Below are 12,515 nucleotides of genomic sequence, written 5' to 3'. Positions count from 1 at the left end.
TCAGTCATCCCCTCCGGTCAGTTCTTCCTGGTCATGAAGATTGGGGTTGCGGTTGTACTCATCGCCCAGGTGCCCCTCATCAAGGGTCTGCAGGTACTCGACGAATTCGTCCTCGGGAACAACTTCCACGTTGAAGAGCATCTCCGAGTGGTATTCACCGCAGAGCTCTGCGCACTTGCCGTCGAAGCTGCCCTCCTCTTGAGGAGTCAGGTACATGTAGGTGGTACGGCCGGGGATCATGTCTCGCTTCTGCAGGAAGGCCGGAACCCAGAAGGAGTGGATCACGTCGCGGGACTTCAGCTCGAACTCCACGGCGTTGTCCACCGGAAGGTAGAGGGTCGGCAGGGTGTCCCGGACGCCCTCCTCCCCGGTGAGGTGCGCCTGCACTCCGTAGTAGTGGCGCTCTTCATCCCCATAGGTGTAGTTGAAGTCCCAGGCCCACTGCTTGCCGTAGACCTCCACGGTGAGGTCCGGGTCAGCATAGGGCTCATCGACTTCCCGCTGGGCTTGGTCGGTGTAGTAGAAGAACACTGAGACCATCACCAACGGCAGTACGGTGTACATGATCTCCAGCGGCACGTTGTAGGCCAGCTGGCGAGGGTAGCCGGTCTCGCCACGGCGGCGCCGGTAGGCGACCATGCACCACAGCATCAGCCCCCAGGTGACCAGTCCAACTGCCAGTGCGGCGATCCAGGAGCCGACCCACAGGTCGGTCAGCACCGGAGTGTTGGACGTGGTATCCCGCTCACCAGGCAGCCAGCCCCGGCGAGCCGGGTGATCCTCAGCGCAGGCGGTGAGCACCAGAAGTGCCACACCGGCGAGAGCCAGCCCCTTGACCGTACGGCCTTGGCGGCCGGTTCGTTGATGCGAACTCACTCAACGGCCCTTTCGTCTTCATTTGTGCGCGGTCTCCCGCTCACATCACTTGGGTTGCACGGCCGCTGTCCTGAACAGCCGCCTGCGACGTTTGACGCTGGGATCCAGACTACTACGAGTCGTAGAGGAGCGGGCGACCTCACCACGCCGAAGTCAGGGCGTCATCGGGTTCTCCACGCGATGTCAAAGCCCCCTGACACGCACGAACCCCGCTTCTACAGGCCGTAGAACACCTGAGAGAGCGGGGTCCGCAGTAGGGCTGTCATCAGAACGACGACGCCGTTTCATGTCAGTTTTATGACGCCGAGCGCCTCAGTGGAAAGAATCTCCGCAAGCCCACGAGCCCGTTCGGCCGCCTCCTCCAACAGCGCCTACGCGCTGCCGGAGGGACCCTGCGGCCTCTCTTATACGGGGGCTCGTCAGTGGAAAGAATCTCCGCAAGCGCACGAGCCCCCTGCGTTGGGGTTGTCGATGGTGAAGCCCTGCTTGGAGATGGAGTCTTCGAAGTCGATGCTGGCGCCGTCGAGGTAGGGGACGCTCATCTTGTCGACGACAACTTCTACGCCGTCGAATTCACGCAGCGCATCCCCGTCGAGCACCCGCTCGTCGAAGTAGAGCTGGTAGATCAACCCGCTGCATCCGCCGGGCTGGACTGCCACGCGCAGGCGCAGATCCTCACGCCCTTCCTGGGCCAGCAGGGAGGCGACTTTCTGGCTAGCCGCTTCGGAGAGCTCAACCCGGTGCGTGGGGAACCCTTCGACCTCGGATCCGCGGATCTCGGTGGTGGTCTCCTGAGTGGGAGTGCTCATATCTTCTACCTTTTACCTTTCGCGTGCGGCGATGTACGGCATCCTCGTTGAGGGTAACAACGCGGGGAATACACCCAGCATTCCCCGGCTGCGGCGACGGCCTCGTCTGCCGGTCAGCTGGGAAACTCTCCGCGTCTGACCAGCGGCTTGGGCAGACGCAGCGGTCGCATCTGCAATGCTCGCATCAGGGCGTAGAAACGAATCCCCTTCTCCCGGTTCTCCGCACCGAACTTCGCATCGATCTTTCGGCGCGCCTGTCGGGCGACCCACCAGCATTCGACGATCACGGCCAGCATGAGGAACCACAGGGTGAAGGCGCTGGTGGCCCGGGCCTCTTCGGTCATGATGAAGGAGGCGAAGAGGAAGATCAGCACAATGACCAGCAGCCACTCGCCGATACCGGTGCGGGCGTCGATGTAGTCCCGGATGAAGCGCTTCTGCCGCCCGCGGTCACGCAACGGTAGGTAGCGCTCGTCTCCGGTCTCCATCGCTTGGCGCATCTTGGCCCGCTGGTCAGCAATCTGCTGGCGCTGGAGTTTCTTAGCCGCCTTACGGTCTCCGGCCACGAGGGGACGACGTCGGGCACGCTCCTGCTCTTTGCGCTTCGGGGTGGGCACACCCTTCTTCTCGGGCAGTTTGCGCTGGCGCTCTTTCTCGGCCTGGCGTTCAGCTTCGGCCTGAGCCTGTTCGGCGAGCACCTCGTCCTGGGTCTTTTTCTTTCGTCGGAGCACCGGACCAGTGTACTGGCAGTGAGCGGGCCAGGCCGCGGTTGATCCGCCGTACCCAGAACGGACCCTGGTAAACGAACCCGGTGTAGCCCTGCACCAGGTCGGCACCGAGATCTAGTCGCTCGATGACGTCCTCGGCGGTCCGCACGCCGCCCACTGAGATGATCGCCGTCTGGGCAGGCAACCGCGCCCTGAGGCGCCGGAGCACCTCCGTTGAGCGTTCGGCCAGCACTGGACCGCTGAGTCCCCCAGCACCGATACGTTCCAGCTCGGCCTGCGGCGTACGCAAACCGGTCCGAGAGATCGTGGTGTTGACCGCGATGACTCCATCGAGACCAAGTTCGATGACCAGATCAGCCACGGCGTCGACGTCGTCATCGCTGAGATCAGGAGCGATCTTCACCAACAGGGGCACATGGCGTTCAGCGGCACTGCCGGCAGCCTCCTGTACCGCCATCAGCAGTGGCCGCAGTGACTCGATCTGTTGCAGCTGCCGCAGCCCGGGCGTGTTGGGCGAGGACACGTTGACGACCAGGTAATCCGCCACCGGCGCCAGGGTTTGAGCGGAGGCGAGGTAGTCCTCCAGGGCTCCTTCCACGGGAACGATCTTCGTCTTTCCGATATTGACTCCGAGGACCGGGACGTGCCGACCCTTTCGCCGGCGCTGTTCCATCATGTCCCGGACAGCGGCCAGACGCTGCCGGACCGCCTGGGCTCCCCCGTTATTGAACCCCATACGGTTGATGAGCGCTTCGTCCTCAGTCAGCCGGAATAACCGCGGGCGGGGGTTTCCCGGCTGAGCTTTGGCGGTGACAGTGCCTACTTCGATATGCCCGAATCCCAGGGCACTCAAGGGAAGCACCGCTTCAGCACCTTTGTCGAAACCGGCGGCCAGACCGAAAGGTGAGGGCCATTCGATTCCCATCACATCTCGGCGCAGCCGCGGATCGGGGCGGGTCCACCGCTCGATCATTCGACCCGCTGGTGGTAGCTGGGCTGCCTGCAGCCCTCGCACCGCGAGGCGGTGGGCTTTCTCCGGGTCCAGGCGGCGCAGAACAGTGCGGAAGATGAAACGGTAGACCGGCAGCGACATGGCAATAAGCCTACGGGGTGAACTGAGTTCAGGACCTTTTCAGCGCCGGGGTCTACGCTGAACAGCTATGGCCATGCCTGAACCTTCCTCCTCAGCCGCAGCCAACTCCCCCACCGAGGACACTGGCACCGTCAGCGAGCAGAGTCGCTCAGCGGGCGTGGTCCTCACTGAGGATCTGCTGAGCGACTCCCCGCCTGGAACCTGGGTTCCGGACTATCTGCCAGGGTGCGAGCGGATGACTCTGCCCCTGGGCACAGATGAGGAAGGACCGTTCTGCGCCACCCTGGTACGCCTTCGCCAGCAGCCGCCTGCCACTGACCGGCCACACAGCACCGGGCAGCCACACAGCACCGAACAGGCACGGTCCGAGGCGGCCCCGGTTCTGCAGATCCACGGCTGGACAGACTATTTCTACAACCTGCCCACTGCGCGACGGTGGGCAGCGGCAGGGCACCCGTTCTACGCACTCGACCTGCGCAAATATGGCCGCAGTCTGCGCGCACACCACACCCCCGGCCACATTGAGAACCTCGCCGACTACGACGCCGAAATCTCAGCGGCGTTGGACGTCATCGCCACCCAGCATCCGGATGCGCCACCACCGATACTGTGCGGCCACTCCACCGGCGGGCTGGTGGCCGCCCTCTGGGCGGCCGATCATCAACAGGCGGTGACCGCCCTGGTGCTGAACTCCCCGTGGCTGGAGCTGCCCGGAGACGTCCCGGCTCGAGCTGCAGCCGAGGGCCTGATTTCTCCACTCAGCCGGATCAACCCGCTGGCCACGGTCAAAGTCCCCCGTTTGGAGAACTACTGGGAGTCACTCTCTGATGAGGCCCACGGCGAGTGGCAGCTGCATCCTCAGTGGCGCCCGCGCAAGATGTTCCCGATGACCCTGGGCTGGCTGCGAGCGGTCTTCGCAGGGCACCGGCGGGTCCACGGAGGCCTGGGACTCGATCTGCCGGTGTTAGTGCTGCTCTCCACCGGCACGGTGTACCGCCCCCAGTGGACTCCTGAGTACCAGGAGAACGACGGGGTGCTCGACGTCGACCTACTCGCTCGCCGGGCCGTGCGCTTAGGCCACCGTGTCACCGTGGTGCGGGTACCGGGTGCGATGCACGATGTCTTCGCCACTCGCGAGCCGGTGCGCAGTGAGGCCTTCGCTGAGGTGGCTCGCTGGATGCGGGCCTACGGGGAGTGATCGGCTACAGCATCCACGGCGCCACCGTAGCGCCGATCTCTGCGGGCATAGATATCGATGGCTTTCCACAAAGTCGTTCTGTCGACGTCGGGCCACAGCGTGTCGAGGAAGACCATTTCCGCGTAGGCCGACTGCCAGAGCAGGAAGTTAGAGATCCGCTGCTCCCCGGATGAACGGAGGAAGAGGTCGACGTCGGGGAGGTCGGGTTCATCCAGATGGGCGGCGACAGTTTTCTCCCGAATGCGGTCGGGGTTCAGGCTGCCCTCGGCGGCTTTCTGCGCAATACGACGCACCGCATCGGTGATTTCAGCGCGTCCACCGTAGTTGACGCACATGGTCAGGGTGCATCGGGTGTTCTCCCGAGTGAGTTCCTCGGCGGCTTCCAGTTCCCGGATGACTGAACGCCAGAGTTTGGGTCGACGCCCGTTCCACCGGATCCGCACCCCCCAGGAGTGCAGAATGTCACGCTGGCGACGCAGCACCTCACGGGAGTAGCTCATAATGAACCGAACTTCCTCCGGGGAACGTTTCCAGTTCTCGGTGGAGAACCCGTAGACGCTGATGTAGCCGACGCCGGCTTCGATCGCCCCGGCGACCACATCCATCAGGGCGTGCTCGCCGGCGCGGTGCCCCTCAGTGCGGGGAAGGCCACGCTGATTGGCCCACCGGCCGTTGCCATCCATGACTACGGCCACGTGCTGGGGAACCAAAGACCGGGGCAGCCGAGGCGGCGTCGCACCCTCAGGGTGCGGCCAGGGGTCCTCGTAGCGGGGAGTGTTCATCCTGCCCATTGTGTCAGTGCCAAAGCCTCAGTGCGCGGCAGCCAGGGCTTTAAAGGGGCGTTCCAGGTGATGCTGAGCGAATCCGGTGACCACCTCCACCGCCTCATGCCGCAGATCAGCGGTGCACTCGGTGGTCTGGTGCCATTGACCGTGTTGCAAGGCGTGCAGCAGCGGAACCGCTCCCGCTGAGAGCGTGCGGCTTCCCGGTGGTCGGCAGGCCGGGCATACCGGCCCCCCAGCGGCCGGATGGAAGCTACTGTGCGCCCCGGGCTCGGCGCACCCCACGCACCGAGTCCACGTCACTTGCCACCCTGCAGTGGCCATGGCCCGCAGCAGATAAGAAGCCAGAATGAGATCTGTGCCGTACCGACCGTGGGCCAGAGCAGAGTACCCGCCGTGAATGAGGTCGAACTGAGCCCGGTCGATGCTAGCCCCCTCAGTGAGTCGTTCAGCAGCCTCAGCCATCGCCGAGGCAGCCGTGTACTTCTCGTAATCGGAGACGATCATCGGACCATAGGCTGACCGCCCAGTGGCCTGGGTAACGATGTCGAGGCTGCGGCCATGGACGAACTGCACATCGGCCACCATGAAAGGCTCCAGGGTGGCGCCGAACTTCGAAGAGGTTCGGCGCACCCCTTTGGCCACAGCCCGCACGAGTCCATGAAAAGCCGTCAGGCACGTGATGATCCGGTCAGCTTCCCCGAGTTTCTGGGTGCGCAAGATCACCGCGATATCGCGGTAGCTGCGTGAGGCAAACGTCGACCCTGCCATGGGCCCCAGGTTACTCGTATCCGGGTGGGATTAGCCCTGTCGCAACGCGCGGTTGACCGCCGAAATGACCGCCTGCAGCGAGGCCAGCGTGGTGTTGTGGTCCAGGCCCACCCCCCAGAGCACGCGTTCACCAATGGCCAGCTCGACAAAGCTGGCGGCCTGGGCATCACCAGAGGCGCTCATGGCATGTTCGCTGTAATCGAGCAGACGGACATCGACGCCGTCTTCCCGCAGTACGTGAAGCAGTGCGGAAATGGGGCCGTTGCCTTCGGCGTGCTTGGTCCGTACGGTGCCGTCGGTGAACAGTTCCACCTCCATCGAAAATTCACCTTCGGCGGTGGATGAAGTGGTCACCGTGCCGAGACGGTAGTGGCCCCACTGCCGTTCACTGTCCTCAACAGGGAGATACTCATCCTGGAACATCTTCCAGATCTCCTCAGCGCTAACTTCCCCACCGGAGGTGTCAGCCCGGCGCTGCACCACACCGGAGAATTCCACTTGCGCGCGGCGGGGTAGATCGATACCGTGCTCCGTCTTAAGCACGTAGGCGACCCCGCCCTTGCCGGACTGGGAGTTGACCCGGATGACGGCCTCGTAGGTCCGGCCGATGTCCTTAGGATCGATCGGCAGGTACGGTACGGCCCAGGTGAGTTCGTCGCGCGGTGTGCCCTCACGCACCGCTCGGGAATCCATGTGTTCGAAACCCTTCTTAATGGCGTCCTGGTGAGACCCGGAGAAGGCGGTGAACACCAGATCTCCTGCGTAGGGCGAGCGTTCCGGAACCGGCATCTGGTTGCAGTATTCGACAGTTCGGCGGATGTGGTCCATATCCCGGAAATCGATCTCTGGGTCGATGCCCTGACTGAAGAGATTCATCCCGAGGGTGATGAGGTCTACGTTGCCGGTGCGCTCCCCGTTGCCGAACAGGCACCCTTCGATCCGATCGGCCCCGGCCATATACCCCAGTTCGGCAGCCGCCACCCCAGTGCCACGGTCGTTATGCGGGTGCAAGGAGAGGATGATCGCCTCCCGGGGGCTCAAGTTCCGGTCCATCCACTCGATGGAATCGGCGTAAACGTTCGGGGTGGCCATCTCCACGGTCGCCGGCAGGTTAATGATGACCGGCCGCTGAGCTGTGGCACCGAAGACCTCGATCACTGCATTGGAGATGTGGGCAGCGAAATCCAGCTCCGTGCCGGTGAAAGACTCCGGGGAGTACTGGTAGATAACCTCGGTGTCGTGGCGGAGGTTCTCTTCGAACTTTTTGCACAACCGGGCACCGGTGGTCGCGATGTCGACGATGCCGTCTTTGTCCTTTTTAAACACCACCTCACGCTGCAGCACTGAGGTCGAGTTATACAGGTGCACAATGGCCCGCGGCGCACCGTCGATCGCTTCAAAGGTCCGCTCGATGAGGTGCTCACGGGCCTGAGTGAGGACCTGGATGTAGACGTCGTCGGGGATCTTGTCCTGTTCGATGAGCTGGCGGACAAAGTCGTAGTCGGTCTGGGAGGCCGCAGGGAAGCCGACTTCGATCTCCTTGTACCCCATGGCGACCAGCAGGTCGAACATCCGGTGCTTGCGTTCGGGGCTCATCGGGTCGATCAGCGCCTGATTCCCGTCACGCAGGTCGACAGCACACCACCGGGGTGCCTGGGTAATAGTCTGATCCGGCCAGGTACGGTCCGGCAGGGAGACGGTGATCTGATCCTGGAAGGGCGTGTACCGGTGGTACGGCATCGGGGAGGGCTGCTGCAGTTTGCGCATGGAACTTCCTTTACGTCACGACGTGGTGCTCAAGCCCGGTCACGGGTGCGGAGCCGAAGAACGAATATCAGACTCCGCAGCGGGGACTCGGCTCCGGAAGTGCCTGCGCTGTGACCGGATCTCTACAGGCGCACAGGCTCTTCCCCGCTGCGGCGGAGAAGCTCTAGTCGTAGCGCACGGTAGGTCACGGTCTGCACACCTCAAACGCTAGCACGCCGAGACGAGCATCCGGTCAATTGCGGCAGCCCGTGACGGCGTCGTCGTGGTTTTAGAACCCGAGACGATTGAGCTTTTTCGCATCCCGCTGCCACTCCTTCGTGACCTTCACGTGCAGATCCAGGTAAACCGGAGTGCCGAGCAGCTTCACGATTCCTTCGCGGGCCTGCTGGCCGATGGCCTTCAGCCGGGAGGCCCGTTTACCGATGATGATGGCCTTCTGCGAGTCCCGTTCCACATGGATGGTGGCGTGGATATCGAGCAGGGGACGGTCCTGGGGCCGGTCCGGGCGGGGCAGCATCTCTTCAACGGTCACCGCAATGGAGTGGGGCAGTTCGTCCCGGACGTCCTCCAGTGCGGCTTCCCGGATGAGTTCGGCGATCATCACCGCTTCCGGCTCGTCGGTGAGCTCGCCTTCGGGGTATAGCGGCGGGGAGAGCGGCAGCCGAGCGATGAGCTCATCGGCCACAGTATCCACTTGGATACCGGAGACCGCCGAGACCGGGATGATCGCTGCGAACCCATCGGCCTGTCGACCCTCACCAGCGAGGTGCTCACGGCCGAGCTGATCTACGGCGATGAGCTGCTCAGGGAGGCGGTTCTTCTCCACCGTGTCAACTTTGGTCACCAGCGCCACCACCGGTTTATGCGGCACTTTCGTCAGCTGGCCGGCGATGAACCGATCTCCCGGACCGATCTTCTCATTAGCGGGCAAGCAGAAACCGACGACGTCGACTTCGCTGAGCGTATCGATGACCAGATCATTCAGCCGCGACCCCAACAGAGTACGGGGCCGGTGCAGCCCGGGGGTATCGATGAGAACCAGTTGAGCCCCGGGGCGATCCTGCTGAGCCGGCCGGTTCACCACGCCGCGGATCGTGTGTCGAGTCGTCTGTGGCTTGGAGCTGGTGATCGCGACTTTCTCCCCCACCAGCGCATTCGTCAGGGTGGATTTTCCGGCGTTGGGACGCCCAACGAAACTGGCGAAACCGGCGCGGAAGGCGTCGTCGTACTCGGGGTACTGCGGCAGCTGGGGAATCTGCGCGGTCACCGGATGTTCACTGCCGGATGGGGTCACCGTGGGGCTCCTGAGGTGCTGGCTGGTGTGCTGTGCTGATGGTGTTCATGGTCCTCCCGAGTGGCGTCGTCTTCGTCTTCAGTGCCCACTCCTCCGCGAGCCCCGCGCCGGTCTTCAGCCTCCCAGGCCAACACATGGGACACTCGGTTCCTGCGGCCAGTGAGCCGATCGGCACGCAGCACCACACCGTCGATCTGGACCTCCGAACCGGCGATCGGCACCCGCCCCAGTTCCTTGGCCAGCAATCCCCCCACGGTGTCGACGTCTTCGATGTCTTCGAGATCAAGAGCGAAGGTTTCAGCGAAATCATCAATACTCATACGGGCCGAGAGCCGCAACCGACCGTCCTCGAGGTGTTCCATCTCATGAGGTTCGGCGTCGTATTCATCGACGATCTCACCGACCAGTTCCTCAATGAGGTCTTCGAGCGTGACCAGACCCGCGGTGCCGCCATATTCGTCGACGACGACGGCGACGTGGGTCGATTCCCGCTGCAATTCGGAAAGAAACTCCCCCACCGACTTCGATTCGGGCACGTAGCGCACATCGCGTTGGATCTCTTCCACGGTGATACTCGCCGATGTTCGTCCGGCGAATTCAGCAGGGGCCCGGCCGATGCGTAGCATGTGCTCAAGGTAGGCGACATCTTTCAGATAGGCCATACCGGTGATGTCGTCAGCGGAGCCGCGGGTCACCGGAACGCGAGAGTAGCCCGAGCGTAGGAACAAGGTCATCGCCTCGTCCAGGGTGGCCTCGGCTTCGACGGTGACCATATCGGTACGCGGCACCATCACCGAACGTACCCGAGTGGTGGAGAGATCGAAGACCGACTGGATGAGCTCGGCCTCAGTATCTTCGATGACATCGGATTCATTCGCCCGCGCAATGTAATCGAGCAATTCGTCGTCGTCGAAGAAACCCTGATCGCCACCAGCGGTCCCCGGGAACAGCCGCGCCCCCACACCGGAGAGCCACTGCGGGATGGGACCTAAGCTAATCCGCAAGGCTCTGACGAGCTTCGCGGTGGCCGAGGCGAGCGGGGTGTGCTGGGCCCGGCCAATTTTCCGCGGGGAGACCACGGCACTGATAATGCCGGTCAGTGCCAACGCCAATCCGGCGGCCAGTCCACCCAAGAGCAAATCATCCAGGGTGATGACAGCGGTCACGGTGATGAGGACCACCGCCACGGTGGTCAGTACCCACCGCCACATCTGCAGGGCCAAAGTGTGGGGCACCGGGTCGGCGAGGATACGCTCGACGGCAGCTGATCCGTGTTTGACGGCGATCTCTTCGGCTTCTTTGCGCGTGAGTCGGATGAAAGCGGCCTCCGCGGTGCTCAGCAAAAAGGCGAGCACCGCCGCGGTCACGGCGGCGAGGATGAGGGAGACAGTAGTCATCGCATCGGGCGGATCATCGTCGGTGGTGGGTTGTCCCTGTGCTCTCAGGCACGGCAGCCTCAGAAGCAGGAATGCCAGAACCCGGGGTCTGGGTGTGCGGCAGAGGACTCTGCGTCTGCGGGGTGTCACTGACCGTGGGGGTCGGTGCCGGGCGGCCGAGGAACTCTTCCAGAAGTGCTGCCTGCAGACCGAACATCTCGCGCCGCTGATCCGCCTGGTGGTGATCGTAGCCGAGAAGGTGGAGTACCCCATGAGTGGTCAGCAAGCAGAGTTCGTCGGTCAGACTGTGTCCGCCCTGGTGTGCTTGGGTCTGTGCCACCGTAGGGCACAGCACAATGTCCCCCAGGGTGCCGCTCTCTACGGGTGCCTGCACCGTGCCGGGACGCAATTCATCCATGGGGAAGCTCAGCACATCGGTGGGACCAGGCAGCCCCATCCACTGCAGGTGAAGCTGCTCCATATGGTCGACATCTACGCAGGTGACAGCCAGTTCCACATCGGGGCCTAAGTGCAGCCGGGTGTAGAGGAAGGCGACCACGTCGGTCAGGTCGCAGAGTGTCTCGCCGGTGAGACCATCGTGACCGCTAGTGTCCTGCAGGCTCAGCTTCACCGCTCCTCCTGCCTATCTGAGGCGTCCCCTCGCTGGCCCCCCGCGCTATCGTCCCCGCTCTGGCTGCTCTGGGTCCCTGGATTCTGGATCCCTCGGCTCTGGGTTCCTCGGCTCTGGGTTCCTCGGCTCTGGGAACTTCGCCCCTGAGAACTGTGTCCCCGAGCACCTCGCCCCTGGTCCCCTTGCTCTCGACCGGTTGAATTCGACCGGGGTCGCCGCCGTCGGCCCTGCGGCTGAGCCTGCTGGTGGCGCTCATAGGCGTCAACGATTCGGCCGACGAGTTCATGACGGACCACATCCTCGGAGCCAAACCGGGAGATCGCGATGTCTTCAACACCTTCGAGGATTTGCAGCACTGTGGCCAGGCCAGAATCGGTACCGCGAGGCAAGTCCACCTGGGTGATGTCCCCCGTCACCACGATCTTGGAGTTGAACCCTAGACGCGTGAGGAACATCTTCATCTGCTCGGCGGTGGTGTTCTGCGCCTCATCCAAGATGATGAAGCTGTCGTTGAGCGTCCGCCCGCGCATATAAGCCAGTGGTGCTACTTCGATCGTCCCGGCTTCCATCAGCCGCGGAATGGATTCGGGTTCGAGCATGTCGTAGAGCGCATCGTAAAGCGGCCGCAGGTAGGGGTCGATCTTTTCGCTCAGTCCACCGGGTAGAAAACCGAGCTTCTCACCGGCTTCCACCGCCGGACGGGTCAGAATGATCCGGTTGATCTCCTTAGCCTGCAGCGCCTGCACCGCCTTGGCCATGGCCAAATAGGTCTTACCGGTGCCCGCCGGGCCGATCCCGAAGACCACGGTGGCCTCGTCAATGGTCTCCACGTAGGCCTGCTGATTCGCCGTCTTTGGACGAATGGTCCGGCCACGGTGGGACAGGATGTTTGTTGCGATCATCCGGGCGCTGGTCGGGGCATCCTGAGCCCGCACCATAGTGGTGATTTGCTCGGTGATCTCCTCAGTGGCGGTGGTCCCTGAGGCAGCCAAGGTTTTCAGCTGGGTGAGAATTTCGACGATCTGGGCGACGTCGGCTGCTGGACCAGCCACAGTGATCTGCTTCTCCCGCAGCCCGATGCTGGCATCGGGATAGAGTCCAGCGAGGATGCGCAGTGCAAGATCCTGCACGCCGAGAGTGCGGAACATGGTCTCCGCGTCGGCGAAGTGGACCTGCCGTTCGGTCAGCAC

At 63.3% G+C, this 12,515-nt stretch carries 11 protein-coding genes and 1 pseudogene; 1 reads left to right on the top strand and 11 read right to left on the bottom strand.

The features are described 5' to 3' along the window. From ctaC to H578_RS13745, 4 genes are all read right to left on the bottom strand, one after another. On the bottom strand, positions 1 to 876 hold the full coding sequence (ctaC, locus tag H578_RS0106225) for an aa3-type cytochrome oxidase subunit II (protein ID WP_022872831.1): 876 nt from the start codon (positions 874 to 876) through the stop codon (positions 1 to 3). A gap of 419 nt (positions 877 to 1,295) precedes the next feature. Then, a complete protein-coding gene (locus tag H578_RS0106220) occupies positions 1,296 to 1,685 on the bottom strand; it encodes a HesB/IscA family protein (protein ID WP_022872830.1) in 390 nt (129 codons plus the stop codon). A 113-nt stretch (positions 1,686 to 1,798) separates the two neighbouring features. Then, positions 1,799 to 2,416, bottom strand: coding sequence for a DUF3043 domain-containing protein (locus H578_RS0106215; protein ID WP_169558504.1), 618 nt, complete (start codon positions 2,414 to 2,416; stop codon positions 1,799 to 1,801). Next, positions 2,352 to 3,500: a quinone-dependent dihydroorotate dehydrogenase gene (locus H578_RS13745; protein WP_425411258.1), complete on the bottom strand. Its 1,149-nt coding sequence runs from the start codon at positions 3,498 to 3,500 to the stop codon at positions 2,352 to 2,354. The genes H578_RS0106215 and H578_RS13745 overlap by 65 nt, the downstream gene beginning before the upstream one ends. 79 nt (positions 3,501 to 3,579) lie before the next feature. On the opposite strand from H578_RS13745, the gene H578_RS0106205 reads away from it, so the two are divergent. Then, positions 3,580 to 4,704 carry an alpha/beta hydrolase gene (locus H578_RS0106205; protein ID WP_084710012.1) on the top strand — a complete coding sequence of 375 codons (1,125 nt, stop codon included), beginning with the start codon at positions 3,580 to 3,582 and terminating at the stop codon, positions 4,702 to 4,704. Here the strand turns inward: H578_RS0106205 and H578_RS0106200 are convergent. From H578_RS0106200 to H578_RS13730, 7 genes and pseudogenes are all read right to left on the bottom strand, one after another. Next, complete coding sequence (locus H578_RS0106200) at positions 4,692 to 5,486, bottom strand: isoprenyl transferase (RefSeq protein ID WP_022872826.1); 795 nt, start codon at positions 5,484 to 5,486, stop codon at positions 4,692 to 4,694. The two genes, H578_RS0106205 and H578_RS0106200, sit on opposite strands and share 13 nt — an antisense overlap. Before the next feature lie 27 nt (positions 5,487 to 5,513). Next, a complete protein-coding gene (recO, locus tag H578_RS0106195) occupies positions 5,514 to 6,257 on the bottom strand; it encodes a DNA repair protein RecO (protein WP_022872825.1) in 744 nt (247 codons plus the stop codon). Positions 6,258 to 6,287: 30 nt separating this feature from the next. Beyond that, a complete protein-coding gene (leuA, locus tag H578_RS0106190; RefSeq protein WP_022872824.1) occupies positions 6,288 to 8,024 on the bottom strand; it encodes a 2-isopropylmalate synthase in 1,737 nt (578 codons plus the stop codon). Positions 8,025 to 8,292: 268 nt separating this feature from the next. Next, positions 8,293 to 9,279 (bottom strand): GTPase Era, encoded by a 987-nt coding sequence (era, locus tag H578_RS0106185; protein ID WP_028464004.1) that lies wholly within the window; start codon positions 9,277 to 9,279, stop codon positions 8,293 to 8,295. A 35-nt stretch (positions 9,280 to 9,314) separates the two neighbouring features. Next, entirely contained in the window at positions 9,315 to 10,715 is a 1,401-nt protein-coding gene (locus tag H578_RS13740) for a hemolysin family protein (RefSeq protein WP_022872822.1), read from the bottom strand. A 124-nt stretch (positions 10,716 to 10,839) separates the two neighbouring features. Next, positions 10,840 to 11,262 (bottom strand): annotated as a pseudogene (gene ybeY / locus H578_RS13735) (rRNA maturation RNase YbeY); the annotation flags it as partial. Positions 11,263 to 11,321: 59 nt separating this feature from the next. Continuing rightward, on the bottom strand, positions 11,322 to 12,473 hold the full coding sequence (locus H578_RS13730; protein WP_245554934.1) for a PhoH family protein: 1,152 nt from the start codon (positions 12,471 to 12,473) through the stop codon (positions 11,322 to 11,324). Positions 12,474 to 12,515: the final 42 nt, after the last annotated feature.

It is taken from the genome of Nesterenkonia alba DSM 19423 (assembly GCF_000421745.1).
Lineage (GTDB): Bacteria > Actinomycetota > Actinomycetes > Actinomycetales > Micrococcaceae > Nesterenkonia > Nesterenkonia alba.
The sequence above is the reverse complement of the archived record's forward strand: the minus strand, read 5'-3'. Positions and strand labels throughout refer to the sequence as shown.

What these genes read in the sequence shown, in the direction of transcription:
- recO (WP_022872825.1), bottom strand. Translation starts at nt 6,257, where the DNA reads ATGGCAGGGTCGACGTTTGCCTCACGCAGCTACCGCGATATCGCGGTG.
- H578_RS13730 (WP_245554934.1), bottom strand. Translation starts at nt 12,473, where the DNA reads ATGTTCCGCACTCTCGGCGTGCAGGATCTTGCACTGCGCATCCTCGCT.
- H578_RS13740 (WP_022872822.1), bottom strand. Translation starts at nt 10,715, where the DNA reads ATGACTACTGTCTCCCTCATCCTCGCCGCCGTGACCGCGGCGGTGCTC.
- H578_RS0106220 (WP_022872830.1), bottom strand. Translation starts at nt 1,685, where the DNA reads ATGAGCACTCCCACTCAGGAGACCACCACCGAGATCCGCGGATCCGAG.
- H578_RS0106200 (WP_022872826.1), bottom strand. Translation starts at nt 5,486, where the DNA reads ATGAACACTCCCCGCTACGAGGACCCCTGGCCGCACCCTGAGGGTGCG.
- H578_RS0106205 (WP_084710012.1), top strand. Translation starts at nt 3,580, where the DNA reads ATGCCTGAACCTTCCTCCTCAGCCGCAGCCAACTCCCCCACCGAGGAC.
- leuA (WP_022872824.1), bottom strand. Translation starts at nt 8,024, where the DNA reads ATGCGCAAACTGCAGCAGCCCTCCCCGATGCCGTACCACCGGTACACG.